Genomic DNA, 15,525 nt, shown 5'->3' with positions numbered 1-15,525 from the left:
ACCCGAAAGAACGAGGTGATCTTGACGCGCACGAACCAGGGTAACGGCACCCACACGCGGAGTTCCCCCCAGGGCATGGGTTTTGACCCCTAGGCCAGAAGCACGAGAACCACTGCGGGGAACGGCCCAACAGCCACCGGGCGGCACCGAAGGTGCTTGCTCTTGCACCACCCGAGCAACCGGCACCGCCGTGGGTTGAGCGGCTCTCCGGGGAGGACAGCCGCAACGCCGTGTGCTGGCGCGCATGGTTCGCGGGTCCCGGAGCCAGAACGTCGCTCCGGTTCCGCTTCTCGCACCGCGAGCGAGACGACCACTGAGCAGTTGATCAGTACAACGGGTTCGGCCCGCCAACCGGAACGCCCGGAACCGGGAAGACGCCCCCGAGGCGCGAAGAACGAGGAGAATGCGGAAGAGACGGTCTGTAAGCCGGATTCTGTTCCCGGTGGTCTCACGACCGAACCGTTCGGTGACCATCTATCTAGGCCCGCCGTCGCCGACGAGCTCGTGCGGCCTACCCGCGAACCTCGGGCGAGCAACCCTCGAACGTCCGCGCAGGCGTCGGAACGCCCATCTTGGCCTTGCTCCAGGTGGGGTTTACCTAGCCACCTCGGTCACCCGAGGCGCTGGTGGTCTCTTACACCACCGTTTCACCCTTACCCGGCGCGAGCGCCGGGCGGTCTGCTTTCTGTGGCACTGTCCCGCGGGTTTCCCCGGGTTGCCGTTGGCAACCACCCTGCTCTGTGGAGTCCGGACTTTCCTCGACGGGTCGTGACCCGCCGCGGTCACCCGACCGACTCTTCCGCACCGGCCATTTTACCGCCGTGCCCGCTCCCCGTTCCGGCCAGCCCGGAGTTCAGGCCCAGTGGGAGATGTCGTTGACCAGCCGGACCGAGGCGTTGCCGTCCGGGTAGAACTCCACGATGGACAGCGACGCCAGGTCCAGGTGCAGGCGGTAGAAGACCTCCGGTCCCACGTCCAGGCCCATGCGCAGCAGGGACTTGATCGGGGTGACGTGGCTGACGACGATGATCGTCTTCCCCGCGTAGCGCTCGACGAGGTCGTCGCGGGCGGCGGTGACCCGCTGGTGGACGGCCGCGAGGCTCTCACCTCCGGGCGGCACGACGGCGGGGTCGCCGATCCACTTCCGGTGCAGGTCGGGGTACGCGTCGGCGGCTTCGAGGAAGGTGAGGCCCTCCCACTCGCCGAAGTCGGTCTCGATCAGGCCGTCGTGGAGCTCCAGCTCACCACCGGTGGCCTCGGCGACGGCCTGCGCGCTCTCGCGGGTCCGGGTCAGGGGTGAGGCGACGATGGGGGCGTTGCCGTCAGGGGTGACGACGCCGTCCATGGCGGCGAGGCGCTTGGCGGCGGCCCGCACCTGCCGCTCCCCCAGCTCGGTCAGTTCGACGTCGCCGCGACCGGAGTAGCGCCTGTCGACCGACATCGCGGTCTGGCCGTGCCTCAGCAGCAGCATCTTGGTGGGTGCGCCCCGCAGGTTCTGCCAGCCGGACGGGCGGGTGCGCGCCAAGGCGCTCTCGGTCTCGGTGACCTGCCCGGTTTCGACGGTGTTGCCGTCCATCGCGTCGTTGGCGAGCTTGTCGGCGGCGGAGTTCTCGGCGCGCGGGATCCACTCGTAGTCGATCCGCTCGAAGTCGGCGGCGAGCTCTCGCGCCACGGCGTTGAGCGGCTGGAGGTTGGCGTGCTTGACCTTCCACCGCCCGGCCATCTGCTCGATGACCAGCTTGGAGTCCATCCGCACCGACACCTGCGCGGCACCGAGCTCGCGAGCAGCGCGGAGTCCGGCGATCAGGCCCTGGTACTCGGCGACGTTGTTGGTGGTCTCGCCGAGTTCGATGGCGCGTTCGGCGAGGACGGCACGGGTGTCGGCGTCGAGCACGACCGCGCCGCAGCCGGCGGGGCCGGGGTTGCCGCGCGATCCACCGTCTGCCTCGACGACGACTCTCACTTGTTCTCCCGCACCAGGATCGCGCCGCATTCCTCGCAGCGGACCACGTCGTCGGCGGCGGCTTCGCGCACCTCGTTGAGGGCGTGCCGGTCGAGTTCGATGCGGCAGGCTCCGCAGCGGGCGCCCTGCAGCAGCCCGACGCCGATCCCGCGCTGGGCGCGGACCCGCTCGTAGAGGGCCACGAGGTCGTCCGGGAGGGACTTGGTGATGAGGTCGCGCTCGTTCTGCCTGCGGGTCTCGGCGACCTCGAGCTCGCTGAGCGCCTCGTCGCGGCGGGACTGGATGTCGCCGAGCCGCTGCTCGGCTTCGCTGACGGCCTCGCGGGACTTGGTCACGTTGGTCTCCAGCGCTTCGCGCTGCTCCATGACCTCCAGCTGCTCGTCCTCGAGCACGGCCTGCCTGCGGGCGAGGGTCTGCAGCTCGTGCTCCAGCTCCTCCTGCTGCTTGGCCGGTCCGCCCGCGGCCATCAGATTGCGGTCGCGGGCTTCGCGCTTGCGGACGTTGTCGACCTCGGTCTCCAGCCGCTTGACCTCGCGGTCGAGGTCGTTGAACGCGGTCTGGGCGACCACCAGCTCGTCGCGCTTGGTCTGGACCTCCCGCTCGGCTTCACCGATCTGCTCGAGTTCTGGCAACGTGCGCCTGCGGTGCGCGACGCGGTTGATCTCCGCGTCGGCTTCCGCGAGATCGAGCAGCCGTCGTTGTACGGCGGGGTCGGCTTTCACGCGAGCGCCCTCCCTGGGTCTGGTGTCGCACCGGCGTGCACGGTCCACGGGTCGGTGCGTCGGGTGGATACGAGGACTTCGACTGTATCCGGCAGCGCGGCGGACACGAGGTCCGCGGCCTGCTGGCACCAGGGCCATTCGCTGGCCCAGTGCGCCACGTCGACCAAGGCCGGCACCGAGGCGCCGGGCACGTCGGCCTGGGCGAGGTGTTCCCCAGCGGGGTGGTGGCGCAGATCGGCGGTGACGTAGGCGTCGACCCCGGCTTCGGCGGCGGTGGCCAGGAACGAGTCGCCGGCTCCGCCGCAGACCGCGACGCGGCGGATCTCGCGGTCCGGGTCACCGGCGCCGCGCACGCCCCACGCGGTGGTGGGCAGGCCGTCGACGACGCGGCGGACGAAGGCCCGGAACGGTTCGGGCTGGGCGAGTTCACCGATGCGGCCCAGGCCGGTGTCGGCGCCGGGCGCGGTGGGCACCAGCGGCTGGGTGGCCGTCAGGCCGAGCGCACCGGCCAGCGCGTCGGACACACCGGGGTTGGCCTTGTCGGCGTTGGTGTGGGCGCAGTAGAGGCCGATGCCGGAGCGGATCAGCCGGTGCACCACGCGTCCCTTGTGGTCGTCGGCCGGGACGCCGTGCACGCCGCGCAGCAGCAGCGGGTGGTGCGAGATCAGCAGTTGCGCGCCGAAGTCGATGGCCTCGTCCACCGTGGCCTCCATCGGGTCGACGCAGAACAGCACGCGCTGCACCACCGAGTCGGGGTCTCCGCAGACCAGGCCGACGGCGTCCCAGTCCTCGGTCAGCCCGGTGGGGTACGCCTCCTCCAGCGCGCCGATCACGTCCCGAATACGCACCGCTTCACCCACGTTCCACAGCATCTCGAAGGGCTTTGACGAACAACGAGTTCTGCTCCGGCGCGCGCACCGCGACCCGGAGGTGCCCGGTGTCGAGCCCGGGGAACGTGTCTCCCCTGCGCACCGCGACGCCGCGGTCCCGCAGCGCCTCCCGCACCTCCTGCCCGTCCGGCACCCGCAGCAGCAGGAACGGTGCCTCAGCCGTGCGCACCACGTCGATGCCGGGCAAGTCGGCGAGCTCGGCCAGCAGCCCGGCCCGGTGCTCGGTGAACTCGGCCGCCGCGCGCTGCGATTCGTCGATCGCGTGCGGTTCGCAGCAGGCGCGCACCGCGGTCAGCACCAGGGAGTTGACCGGCCAGTGGGGGCGGTTCCGGCCGAGCTCGGCGAGCAGTTCCGGGGCGCCGAGCGCGTAACCGGCGCGCAGGCCGGGCAGACCCCACATCTTGGTGAGGCTGCGCAGCACCAGCAGTCCCGGTTCGGCGAGGTGCGCGAGGGATTCGCGTTCGCCGGGCACGGTGTCGATGAACGCTTCGTCGACGACCACGATCCGGCCGGGCCGCAGCAGCTTCCGGATCTCGTCGGCCGGGTGCAGCACCGAGGTCGGATTGGTGGGGTTGCCCAGCACGACCATGTCCGCTTCGTCGGGGACCTGGTCGGCGTGCAACCGGTAACCGTCGGCGGGGTCGAGGACGACGCGCTCGACTTCAACACCGGCGTTGCGCAGGGCCAGCTCGGGTTCGGTGAACGAGGGGTGGATCAGCGCGGCCAGCTTCGGGCGCAGCGCGGGCAGCAGTGCGAAGCCCTCGGCGGCGCCCGCCAGCACCAGGACCTCGTCGGGGCGCCGGTCGTGCCTGGTGGCGACGGCTCGGCGGGCGGCTTCGTCGGCTTCGGCCGAGGGGTAGGAACCGAGGTCGTCGAGCGCTTCGGCGAGGCGGGCGCGCAGCCACTCCGGTGGCCGCTCCAGCCGCACGTTGACGGCGAAGTCGGCGAGTCCGCGCGCCGCGTCCACATCGCCGTGGTGGCGCAGTAGTTCTCGATCGTCCCCGCTCATCGGGGGCAGTTTAAACGTGCTCGTCGGAACGCTTCAGAGCGCGGGGCACGCTCGTCCGTACCCTCGAGGCGTGCATGTGTCTTTCGTCTGTACGGGCAACATCTGCCGGTCGCCGATGGCGGCGCTGATCTTCGCCGAGGAACTGCGCCGCGCTGGGCTCGACTCGCAGGTCGAGGTTTCCAGCGCGGGCACCGGTCCGTGGCACGTCGGCGAGCCCGCCGATCCGCGCACCGAGAAGGTGCTGGCCGCCAACGACTACCCCACCGATCACGTCGCCGCCCAGATCGACGAGCGGCACCTGGTTGCCGACCTGCTGGTCGCGATGGACGAGGGGCATCTGCGCGCGGTGCGCAGGCTGGCCGGGGATCCGGACCGGGTGCGGCTGCTGCGCTCCTTCGACCCTGACGCGGACGGGACCGAGGTGCCCGATCCTTACTACGGCGGGCCGAACGGGTTCGACGACGTGCTGGCGATGGTGGAGGCGGCGATGCCGGAACTGGTGGCGTGGGTGCGGGAGCGGCTGTGATCGTCGACGAGGTCTCCCTGATCACCGGGCGCGGCGTCGCCGAGACCCGTCGGCTCTCGGGCGGGGACACCGCGGCGGCGTTCGCGGTGCGCCTCGACGACGGCACCGAGGTGTTCGCCAAGTCGGCCTCGCCGTCGATGCCCGGCGCGGCCGAGGCGGAGGCGGCCTCGCTGCGGTGGCTCGCCGAGCCCGGTGTCGTCGCGGTTCCCGAGGTCTTCGGCGACGGCGCGAACTGCCTGGTCACCGAGCACGTCCCCGCCTCGTCACCGACGGCGCGGGCGGCCGAGGAGCTGGGTCGGGGTCTCGCCCGGTTGCACTCCTCCGGGGCTCCGGCGTTCGGGAGTCCACCTCCCGGTGGCCCAGCCGACGCCTGGATCGGGCTGGCGCCGATGCGCAACGAACCCGAGGACGACTGGCCGACGTTCTACGCGCGGCACCGCGTCCAGCCCTACGTCCGCCGCGCGGTCGACGAGGGAGCGCTGAGCTCGGAGTCGGCGAAGGTGCTCGACCAGGTCTGCGAGGACATCGCCGAGCTCGCCGGCCCGGCCGAACCGCCGTCGCGGCTGCACGGAGACCTGTGGAGCGGGAACGTGCACTGGGGAGCGGAGCGGGCGTGGCTGATCGATCCCGCGGCGCATGGCGGTCATCGCGAGACGGACCTGGCGATGCTGCACCTGTTCGGCTGCCCGCACCTGGAGCGCATCGTCGCCGCTTACGAGGAGGTCAGTCCGCTGGCCGCGGGGTGGCGGGACCGGATCGCGCTGCACCAGCTGTTCCCGCTGCTGGTGCACGCGGTGCTCTTCGGCTCGAGCTACGGCGGTCAGGCCGCCCGGTCCGCTCGGCGGGCGCTGGCGTCGCGGTCACACTGAGACGGGGTCTCAGACCCTCCCCCGGCAGGGCCGCCTACCGTGTGGGTGTGCGTCTCAAGTTCTTGCTGCGGCCCGGGTGGCTGGGTGCGATCGCGCTGGTGGCGGTGTTCGCCGCGTTGTGCTTCACGACGCTCGCGCCGTGGCAGTTCGGCCGCAGCGAAGAAACCGAGATCCGCAACAACGCCATCGCGGAGTCCTTCCACGCCTCGCCGAAGCCGCTGAACGAGGTGCTGCCCGCGGGCCGGGCGCCCGACGTCACCACCGAGTGGTCCCAGGTGCTGCTGACCGGCCAGTACCTGCAGTCGGCCGAGACGCTGGCCTGGCAGCGCACGGTGCTCGGCGAGCCCGCGTTCGAGGTGCTCACGCCGTTCCGGCTCGACGACGGGACGACGGTGCTGGTCGACCGGGGCTTCGTGCGCCCGGTCAACGGCACCCGGGCACCCGACTACGCCGCCGCGCCCTCGGGGCCGGTGACGATCACGGCGCGGATCCGGGGCGACGAGACCGACAGCAAGCAGCGTCCGCTGTTCGACCACGACGGGCACCGCTGGGCCTACGCGGTCAACGCCGGGACGATCTCCGAGGGCACCGGCGTCGCGCTGCGCCCGGGGTACGTCGCGCTCGCCGAGGGACAGCCGGGCGTGCTCGGCGCGCTGCCGCTGCCCCGGTTGGAGTCAGGACCGTACTTCTCCTACGCCCTGCAGTGGATCGCCTTCGGCATCATGGCGATCATCGCCATCGGCTACCTCATCTACACCGAGCTCCGGCCCGAGGCTGGCCCGGCCTGGCGCCGGGACGCCGATGAGGAAGCCCGCAACGACGGGGGCGGGGGCACTGACTCCGAGCCCGGTTCCGGCGCCGGGTCGCGCTACGCGGGAGCTTCCACCTCGACCCGGAAGCGCCGCCGCAAGCTCTCGGTGGCCGAGGCCATCGCCGAGGAAGAACGCCGGGAAGCCGAAGCCCTCGACAAGCCCACCGACTGACGGCCTGGACGGTTCGGACCTGGACCTGCCCTGCTGGGACGCACCCGAGTGCGGCGGGGTCAGCGGTCGCGGCGGAGGACGGCAGCGGTGGCTGCGACCGCTCCGGTGACCGTGCCGATCAGGCGGGAGAGCTCGACGCTGCGCGTGACGTCGCCGGCGTCGGCGGTGCGGCCCTCACCCATGATCGGGCGCTGCTCCGTGACGTACCCGTAGGTGGTGCGTCCTCCGAGGCGGATCTCCAGGGCACCGGCGAAGGCCGCCTCGACCTGCCCCGCGTTCGGGCTCGGGTGGGCCGCCGCGTCGCGCCGCCAGGTGCGCCAGGCACCGCCGCCGGATCCGCCGACGACGGGTGCGCACACCGCGGTGAGCGCGGCGGCGAAGCGGGACGGCAGCAGGTTCAGCAGGTCGTCCAGACGAGCCGACGCCCACCCGAACTCGCGGTAGTGGGGCGATCGGTGGCCGACCATCGCGTCGAGCGTGTTGGCCGCGCGGTAGGCCACCAGCCCGGGAATCCCGGCGACGGCTCCCCACACCAGCGGAGCCACGACGGCGTCCGAGGTGTTCTCGGCGATGGACTCGACGGTGGCGCGGGCGAGGCCCTGCCCATCGAGGACGGCGGCGTCGCGCCCGCAGAGGTTGCCGAGCCGGTCGCGCGCGGCGTCGATCTCACCTGCGTCGAGCAACCGCGCCATGGCGGTCCCCTCATCGGCCAGCGACGTGCCGCCCAGAACCGCCCAGGTGACCACCCCGGTCGCGGCCGCCTCCAGCACGGGGCTGCGGCGAACGGCGCGCTGCACCAGGGCTCCGAGCACGGCGGTGCCGCCGACGAGCACACCGGTGTAGACGACGCCTGCGGAACGGTGGTCCCGGTAGAGCACCTCCTCCACGGTCTGCGCCGCGCGTCCGAACAGCGCGACCGGATGTCCGCGCCGTGGGTCGCCCAACGCCGCGTCCGCCGCCACGCCGAGCAGCAGCCCGACCGCTCGTCCCGCGCTCACCGGCACCTCCAGCACCCGAAGGGAAGGATCTCGACCACCTCTAAGAGCAGCACCGCACGCTACCCCGCGAGCGGCTGTGACCGATCACGGCATCCCAGCTGACTTCGCGCAGCCGGAGCAGGGACTTCCCACAGGGGGAACGATGCTGGCTGACCGAGTGGAAGGGACCGATGAACTCGCGTTGCTGTCTGCGGTTTCGTCCATGCCGTTGCACCAGACGTTGCGGCACCGGCACGCTGCCTGCACCGGGTCGCGCTCGTCATCCCGGAGCCCCGGGGGTAGCCACCAGTCGGCGCACCTTGCCCGGCGTGCGTTCCGCATGCGCAGAGACGACCTGACCCTCGAAGGATCGATCCTCGCAGCGGTCCCGTCCGCTTCGCGACGTGCGGCGCGACCGGACTGCTCGTTCAGGGTTCGGGGAGGCCCGGCACTCGTGCGCCGTACTCATAGGACACTGGTAGCAGAGCCATCTGACACCCGGAGGGAGAGCAGGCGTTGCAGGGCACTACCCGGCCGCGGAGGCCCAGGATTCCACGCTTCGGCGAAGCGGTGACCGGCTGTGTCCGGGCGACGGGATATCGTGGCGGACCGTGACGGCCCCTGATCACGAAGCCGATGTCCTGCGCGCCGGTGTCGCGGGAAACGCGACCGACGTGCCGCCACCTGCTGCCGAGACGCCGCTGGACGACGCCCAGCGCCTGCAGCTGTACGTCTACCTGCAGGCTCCGGAGCACCGCACCTACCTGGCGATCATGCGGCTGTTCACCTCGACGCTGCTCGCGGACCTGTCGGCCGGTGAGGTCGCCGCCGCGCTGGCCGCGGCCGAGCGCGAGGGCCGGGTCGCAACCGGGGAGTCCGATGTGGACACCGTGATCGACCGGCTCAAGCAGCTTGTCAAGTGGGGCAACCTGGTCGTCGGCCGCAGGGAGACGATCGCCTCCAGCATCGCCGAGTTCCAGCACGGCAGCGTCCGGTACCAGGTCAGCAAGCTCGCCGTCCGCGTCCAGCGGGACGTCGACGCGCTGCTGCGGGTGCCCGAAGGCGCCCGCGAGGTCTCCCGCGAGCTGCTGCCCGCGATCGACCGCGGCCTGGCCGGCATCGGCAAGGCCTTGTCGGACGCGCTGGCCGCCGAGGGCCACGACCCGAGGACCAAACCCGCGCGCCAGGCCCGCGAGCGGCTGGCGGAGCAGGTCACCACGGTCTTCCTGCAGCACGCCGAGCTCGCCGCCACGGTCCGGGATTTCTACGCCTACCTCGGCCAGGTCGTCACCCGCCACCAGCTGGCGCCGGACGAGATCTCCGGGTTCCGGAACCTGCTGGTCGAGTACATCCAGATGGTCGTGGAGGACGTGCTGCGGCACACCGAGACCATCGCCGGTTCGCTTGCCGGGCTGACCGGCGTGCGCGGCGAACTGCTGCGGCTGCTCGGCCCGGCCGACCAGCTGGGCACCGACGTCGAGCGGGCGCGCGGGCGCACCCCTGCCGACTGGCAGGAGCTGACGGACTGGTTCGTCGACGCCCCCGGCCGCCCCAGCCAGGTCGCCGCGCTGCGCGAGGCGACCGCGCGCGCCATCGGGTCGCTGCTGGCCAGCGTCAAGCGCGCCACCTCCGGCGGAGGCCTGGTCCCCGGCAGACGCGGTGAGCTGCTGAAGCTGGCGAAGTGGTTCGACCGGGCCGACGAGAGCACCGCGCACCGGCTCTACGCGGCGGCCTTCGGCCTGCACTCCGCGCGGCACCTGCAGCCCGCGCCCGACTACGACTCCGACAACGACAAGGTGCCGTGGCGCGACGGCCCGGTCCAGGACGTGACCGTCAGCGTCCGCAGCAGGGGCGACCGAGGAGCGCGTGGCCGCACCTCGCGGGTGCTCGACGACCCGATGACCGAGGAGACGCTGCTGCAGCAGGCCCGCCAGGCCGATCAGCGGCGCAGCGCGGCGGTGGCCGAGCTCGCCGAGGCCGGGGCCGACGTCGGCCAGCGCACGCTGTCGCCGGACGCGCTGGGCGTGCTGTGCGAGCTGCTGACTCTGGCGATGGCGCAGCGCGACGGCTCCGACGACGAGGGCTCGGTGCTGGACCCGGTGCACCGGCTGCGCGTGACCATCCGTCCCGAACCCGGTCAGGACACCCGGATCAGCAGCGCGGCAGGCGAGTTGAGGCTGCGCGACACGGTCCTGGTGCTGGCCGGTGACGGCGGATTGCCCGATCCCGAGGCACCTGCCCGAGGAGCCGCCCGATGATCTCGACGTTCGAAGAGCTCCCCGACATCGACGCGGCGAACGTGGTGCGCTGCGCCCGAGTGCTGCTGCGCAGGCCGCTCCTGCGGGCCGACGGCCCGGACGGCGACCTGCTGCCGATGATCTACCGCCAGCGGACCGCGCTGCAGGACGTCTTCTCCGGACTGCTGGGCTACCGGCTGGTGGTGGAGCGCCGCTTCGCGCGGCTGCACAAGTCGGGTCCGGGCGAGGACGCCGGGCGCGGCGTGGAGTCGCTGAGCCCGCGCGGCTACGCCTACTTCGCGCTCACCCTGGCCGCGCTGACCGGCATCGGCCGTCAGGTGCTGCTGTCGCGGCTGGTCAGCGACGTGCGCGCGGCGGCGTCCGAGGCCGGCGTCGAGGTCGCCGACGGCCCGGCCGACCGACGAGCGCTGACCGCCGCGTTGCGGCACCTGGTCGCGCTGGGCGTGATCACCGAGACAGAGGGCTCGGTGACCGCCGATTCCACCGCCGAGGCGCTGATCACCATTGACACCGACGTGCTCGGCCAGCTGGTGGCCGGCCCGCTGGCGGAGGCGAGCGGTCCGCAGGAGCTGGTGGAGCTGGCCTCGGCGGCGGGTCCGCGCCGGACCGAGCACGCGGTGCGGCGCAAGCTGGTCGAGGACCCGGTGGTGCTCTACGCGGATCTGCCGCCGGAGCAGGCGACGTGGCTGCGCGAGCACGTCATCAACGAATCCCGCCTGCTGGAGCGGTTCTTCGGCCTGGTCGGCGAGGCCCGCGCCGAGGGCGTGGTGGTGTGCGACCCGGAGGACTACCTCACCGACCTCGCCTTCCCAGGCCCCGGGACGGTGGCGCGCATCGCGCTGCTGGCGCTGCCAGAGCTGCTGGACCGGGGCGAACCGGACCCGGCGGGCAGGCATCCGGTGAGCTGGCAGGACTTCGCCGACGTCTGCGAGGACCTCGTCGAGGCGTACCCGTCGGCGTGGTCGCGGGCGGCCACCGAGGACCGCCAGGACCTGGTGCGAGCGGTCATCGACCTGCTGGGGAGGCTCGGCCTGCTGCGCGGGTCGGACGGGGTGTGGCTGCTCAGCCCGGCGGCGCACCGCTGGCTCCCGCAGCCGGACGCTACGCCGGCGCAGCAGCAACGCGAATCCGAACCACCCGCGCCCGAGGCACCGGGCTGGTCATTGTTCGACGAGATGGAAGAGGCGGCCCGTTGAGCGCACACAACACCGAAGCGGCCGGTGCGGAGACCGCCAACCGGTGGCGACTGCACCGCGGCGGGATCGTCAACATCTGGCAGTACGCCGAGACGACGTTCGACCTCGATGGCGGGCGCGCGATCTTCCAGGGCACCAACGGGTCCGGCAAGTCCCGGACCCTGGAGCTGCTGCTGCCGCTGTGCCTGGACGGCGACCTGCGGCAGCTGGGTTCCAAGGGGTTCGACACGGTCAGCATCCGGCGGTTGATGCTCGACGAGTACCCGGGCGGACCGAATCGCATCGGCTACTCCTGGATCGAGCTGCGCCGCGAAACCCCTGAGGGCGGCGAGGAATTCCTCACCTGCGGGCTCGGCGTCAAGGCGTCGAAGACCTCGCAGTCGATCAGCGACTCGTGGCGGTTCATCACCAGCCGCCGGGTCGGCATCAACCTGCACCTGGTGGGCGCTGACCGGGTGCCGCTGGGCGCCGCTCAGCTGCGGGAGCTGCTGGGCGCGGACTGCGTGCTCGACGACCAGTCGTTCCGCGCGAAGGTGGCCGCCACGGTCTACGGCGTGCCTGCCGCGCGCTACGGGGACCTGCTGCACCTGCAGCGCACGCTGCGAAACCCCGACGTGGGCCTGAAGGTGCTGGAAGGGCAGCTGGAGCAGATCCTGTCCGACGCGCTGCCGCCGCTGGACGCGGGCTTGATCGAGCGGCTGGCGACCTCGTTCGACGACCTGGAGTCGATCCGGGAGAACATCGTCCGGCTCACCGGAGCGGACAAGGCGCTGACGGCGTTCCTGTCGACCTACTCCGGTTACGCGTTCGGCGCCCTGCGCGACCGCGCGGAGGCCATGCGCACCGCGCAGCAGAAGTTGGCGTCGCTGCGCAAGGAGCTCGCGAGCCTGGACAAGCAGTTCACCGGCAAGCGCGAGGACCGGGAGACCGCGCAGCGCACCATCGCCGAGCTGGAGCAGCGCGAGGGCGAGCTGGAGTCGAGCATCGACGCGCTGCGCTCCCACCCGGCCTACTCGGAGCTGCAGAACCTGCGCGACCGCGAGAAGCTGGTCGAAAGCTCGCGCGCCGCAGCAGTTTCCGCGCTCGACACGGCGACCCGGCATCGGGCGCAGGAGACCCGCTCGGCGGAATCGGTGCTGGGCGTGCTGCGCAGGCTCGCCGGTGACGCCGAAGCCGCCGGGCAGGCGGCGACCCGCGCCCGGCAGCAGCTGGGCACCGCGGGGCTGGGCGGTGCGGGCGTGCCGCAGCCCCCGCCGGTCCCGGCCGCCGAGCTGGTCTCCGAGTCCGATTCGGTGCGCACCTCACCGGAACCGGACGCCGAACCGACCGATGTGGACCGCTACCAGCCGCCGCAGCTGGACGCCGACGCGCTGGCGGCCCAGTTCCGCGCCGTGGTGGGGAGTTCGGCTCAAGCCGCTACCGAGGCCCGGGAACGCGCCGCGCTGACCCTCGCGCTGCACCAGCGGGCCCGCGACCTCGACGCCGAGCAGGCGCAGGTCGCCGAGCTCCAGCGCAACGCCCGCCAGGCGCAGCTGACCTCCACCGAAGCCGCCGGCCGCCGCAACCAGGCGCAGCAGGAGCTCGCCGACGCCGCCGCGGTGTGGGCGGAGCTGGCCCGCAAGTGGGCCACCGAATGGCCAGCCGCGTCCGAGCAGCCTGCCCCGGAACCGCCGAACGTCGAGGACCTGATCAACGACCGGGCCGCCAGCCGCAAGGCCCGAGAGCAGGCCCGGCAGTGGGCGCGTCCCCAGCTGCACGACGCGCGGCGCGCGGTGTCGGCGGTCGAGCAGGAGATCACCGAGCTGCGCGCCGAGAACCGCATGCGCGAGGGCGAACTCGCCGAGCTGCGCGCCGGTCACGAACGCCGCCCGGACCTGCCTGCCTGGGCCGAGGCCGAGCGCGACCCGTCGCAGGGCCGGGCCTTCTACGAGCTGGTCGACTTCGCCCCGTCGCTGAGCGACGCCGACCGCGCGGGCCTGGAGGCGGCGTTGCAGTCCAGCGGGTTGCTCAACGCCTGGGTCACCGCCGACGGCCAGGTGCCCGGCCTGGCCGACCTGCTGGCGGCCCCGGTCGCTCCGGTCGACCCGACGACCGGGGGAACGCTCGCAGCGCTGCTCTCCCCCGCCGCCGTGGCGGATTCGCCGGTGCCCCGCGAGCGGGTCGCCGGGCTGCTGGCGACGGTGTCGACCGGCGGTGGAGCAGGACTGTCGGTGTCCACCGACGGGTCATGGAAGGCCGGTGTCCTGAGCGGGACGTGGCACAAGGACGCCGCCGGGTACGTCGGTGCCGGTGCGCGCGAGGACGCCCGGTCCCGCCGGATCACCGAGCTGGAGGACGAGCTGGCCCGGTTGCGCGAGGCGATCGGCGAGGCCGAGCGACGCCAGCGCGAAGCCGGCGAGCACGCCGCCGCGCTGGAGCAGCACCTGGAGGTGTTCCCGGACGACGGCGAGCTGCTGACCGCGCAGGCGAAGCTGACCACCGCGATCGAGACCGCGGAGGACGCCGAACGCCAGGTCGTGCAGCTGCGCGAGCAGCACTGGGAGGTCGAGCAGCGCTGGCAGGCCTCGCAGTCCGAGCTGGTGCGCTCCGCTGGTGAAGCCGGGCTGCCCGCCGAGACGCAGGCGCTCGACGCGGCGCACCGGGCGGCCGTGGAGGCGCGTTCCGGCATCGACGCGCTGCGCGAGGCCATCGAGTCGCGCTGCCTGCCGACGCTGGCCGACCTGCGCGAGCTCTCGCTGCACCACGACGTCGCCGTGGCCGACCGGATGGAGGCCGAATCGCAGGCAGAGCGACGGTGCGCCGAGTACGCCGAGCAGGCGGGCGGTCTCACCGAGCTGACCTCGGCGGTCGGCGGGGCGGCGCAGGAAGTCGCCGACAAGGTCAGCCGTTTCGAGCGCGAGCGGGCCGAGCTGCGGGAGAAGCTGCCGCAGGAGCGCGAGCGGATCAGCACCTTGCGCGAGGCCGCGGCCCGGTTGGGAACGCAGCTGGAGAACAAGCAGGCGCAGTGGGCCGGACGCGAGCAAGACGCCGACTCGGCGACCACCGCTTTCCGCCAGGCGCTGGGCATCCCGGGTCTGTGGACGGCGGCCGACGTCGCCGAAGACGTGCCCGGCGAGCTGGAGGAGGCGGCCGAGCTGCTGGCCGGCTCCGACCGCAAGGGCTCGACGGAGTCGACGGTGCTCAACCGGTTGCAGACCCTGCAGCACTCGCTCAGCGGCAACTACGACATCACCGCCTCCGACCAGCACGGGTTGCTCACCGTGACCGTCACCGGCGAGGAGGGCCCGCAGCCGGTCGCCGAGGCCGCGCGCCGGGTTTCCGAGCGGCTCGGCGAGCAGCGCGGTTACCTCAACGAGCGCTACCAGTCGATCTTCGCGGACTACTTGATCCGAGATCTGGCGGAGCGGCTGCGCGGGCAGATGACCATCGCCGAGGACCTGTGCAACCGCATGAACGAGGTCCTCGACGGCGCCCGGTCCAGCCAGGGCGTGCACGTCCAGCTGGACTGGCAGCCGTCGGCGGCTCTGGGCGACGACATCAAGCAGGCCATCGATCTGGTGCGCACGCCGTTCGCGAACCGCAGCGATGACCAGGACGCGTTGCTGCGCAAGGTGTTCACCGATCTCATCGAGTCGGAGCGCGACAGCGCCTCCGGTGGCTACGCGGAGATCCTGTCGCGGGCGCTGGACTACCGGTCGTGGTTCGCCTTCACGGTGCGCGTGCGCGACACCGGACCGGACAGCAAGCCCCGCGTCCGCCGCCTGCGGCAGCTGTCCTCCGGCGAGACCCGGCTGATCTCGTACGTGACGCTGTTCGCGGCCGCGGCGGCGTTCTACGACGCGGTCAGCGTGGCCTCGGAGGGACGCGGTCCGCTGCGCCTGGTGCTGCTGGACGAGGCGTTCGAGCGGCTCGACGACCCGACGATCGCGCGGATGCTGGGCCTGCTGGTGGATCTGGACATGGACTGGCTGATCACCTGGCCCAGCGGCTGGGGCGTGTCGCCGAAGATCCCGAAGATGCACATCTACGACGTGCTGCGCCCGCGCAGCGGCCACGGCATCGCGACCACGCACACCACCTGGACCGGCACGGACCTGCAGCGTCCGAACGCCTGACAGGGATTTCGATCGGA

The 15,525-nt window shown here is 72.4% G+C and carries 11 protein-coding genes and 1 other RNA gene; 6 read left to right on the top strand and 6 right to left on the bottom strand.

Going from position 1 to position 15,525, the window contains the following annotated elements; translation table 11 throughout:
* Window positions 1–406: 406 nt before the first annotated feature.
* The 5 genes from rnpB to cobC form a co-directional block, all read right to left on the bottom strand.
* An RNA gene (rnpB, locus tag E1161_RS21470) (RNase P RNA component class A) lies at window positions 407–798 on the bottom strand.
* A gap of 55 nt (window positions 799–853) precedes the next feature.
* Complete coding sequence (locus E1161_RS21465) at window positions 854–1,993, bottom strand: bifunctional RNase H/acid phosphatase (protein ID WP_132626114.1); 1,140 nt, start codon at window positions 1,991–1,993, stop codon at window positions 854–856.
* Window positions 1,960–2,685: a zinc ribbon domain-containing protein gene (locus tag E1161_RS21460; protein WP_132626112.1), complete on the bottom strand. Its 726-nt coding sequence runs from the start codon at window positions 2,683–2,685 to the stop codon at window positions 1,960–1,962. The genes E1161_RS21465 and E1161_RS21460 overlap by 34 nt, the downstream gene beginning before the upstream one ends.
* Window positions 2,682–3,545, bottom strand: coding sequence for a Nif3-like dinuclear metal center hexameric protein (locus tag E1161_RS21455; RefSeq protein WP_235875198.1), 864 nt, complete (start codon window positions 3,543–3,545; stop codon window positions 2,682–2,684). Before E1161_RS21455 ends, E1161_RS21460 begins: the two co-directional genes overlap by 4 nt.
* Window positions 3,538–4,584 carry an Rv2231c family pyridoxal phosphate-dependent protein CobC gene (gene cobC / locus E1161_RS21450; protein ID WP_132626108.1) on the bottom strand — a complete coding sequence of 349 codons (1,047 nt, stop codon included), beginning with the start codon at window positions 4,582–4,584 and terminating at the stop codon, window positions 3,538–3,540. Before cobC ends, E1161_RS21455 begins: the two co-directional genes overlap by 8 nt.
* Before the next feature lie 70 nt (window positions 4,585–4,654).
* On the opposite strand from cobC, the gene E1161_RS21445 reads away from it, so the two are divergent.
* From E1161_RS21445 to E1161_RS21435, 3 genes are read left to right on the top strand one after another with little or no spacing between them, the layout of a single operon-like run.
* On the top strand, window positions 4,655–5,110 hold the full coding sequence (locus E1161_RS21445) for a low molecular weight protein-tyrosine-phosphatase (protein ID WP_132626106.1): 456 nt from the start codon (window positions 4,655–4,657) through the stop codon (window positions 5,108–5,110).
* Window positions 5,107–5,979, top strand: coding sequence for a fructosamine kinase family protein (locus E1161_RS21440; protein WP_408012008.1), 873 nt, complete (start codon window positions 5,107–5,109; stop codon window positions 5,977–5,979). Before E1161_RS21445 ends, E1161_RS21440 begins: the two co-directional genes overlap by 4 nt.
* 47 nt (window positions 5,980–6,026) lie before the next feature.
* On the top strand, window positions 6,027–6,962 hold the full coding sequence (locus tag E1161_RS21435; RefSeq protein ID WP_132626104.1) for an SURF1 family cytochrome oxidase biogenesis protein: 936 nt from the start codon (window positions 6,027–6,029) through the stop codon (window positions 6,960–6,962).
* 59 nt (window positions 6,963–7,021) lie between these two features.
* Here the strand turns inward: E1161_RS21435 and E1161_RS21430 are convergent, their stop codons facing one another.
* Window positions 7,022–7,960, bottom strand: coding sequence for a cobalamin biosynthesis protein (locus tag E1161_RS21430; protein WP_132626102.1), 939 nt, complete (start codon window positions 7,958–7,960; stop codon window positions 7,022–7,024).
* Between the two features lie 590 nt (window positions 7,961–8,550).
* Here E1161_RS21430 and E1161_RS21425 point away from each other — a divergent pair.
* From E1161_RS21425 to E1161_RS21415, 3 genes are read left to right on the top strand one after another with little or no spacing between them, the layout of a single operon-like run.
* A complete protein-coding gene (locus E1161_RS21425; RefSeq protein WP_132626100.1) occupies window positions 8,551–10,197 on the top strand; it encodes a TIGR02677 family protein in 1,647 nt (548 codons plus the stop codon).
* Window positions 10,194–11,393, top strand: coding sequence for a TIGR02678 family protein (locus tag E1161_RS21420; RefSeq protein ID WP_132626098.1), 1,200 nt, complete (start codon window positions 10,194–10,196; stop codon window positions 11,391–11,393). The genes E1161_RS21425 and E1161_RS21420 overlap by 4 nt, the downstream gene beginning before the upstream one ends.
* Entirely contained in the window at window positions 11,390–15,508 is a 4,119-nt protein-coding gene (locus E1161_RS21415; RefSeq protein WP_132626096.1) for a TIGR02680 family protein, read from the top strand. Before E1161_RS21420 ends, E1161_RS21415 begins: the two co-directional genes overlap by 4 nt.
* The last annotated feature ends 17 nt before the right edge of the window (window positions 15,509–15,525 follow it).

Origin of the sequence: Saccharopolyspora aridisoli, assembly GCF_004348445.1 — a bacterium.
Classification (GTDB): domain Bacteria; phylum Actinomycetota; class Actinomycetes; order Mycobacteriales; family Pseudonocardiaceae; genus Saccharopolyspora; species Saccharopolyspora aridisoli.
Note: the sequence above shows the minus strand (reverse complement) of the source record. Positions and strands in the feature narration are given on the sequence as shown.

Coding starts and splice junctions, on each gene's coding strand:
- E1161_RS21465 (WP_132626114.1), bottom strand. CDS start 1,993: ATGCGGCGCGATCCTGGTGCGGGAGAACAAGTGAGAGTCGTCGTCGAG.
- cobC (WP_132626108.1), bottom strand. CDS start 4,584: ATGAGCGGGGACGATCGAGAACTACTGCGCCACCACGGCGATGTGGAC.
- E1161_RS21420 (WP_132626098.1), top strand. CDS start 10,194: ATGATCTCGACGTTCGAAGAGCTCCCCGACATCGACGCGGCGAACGTG.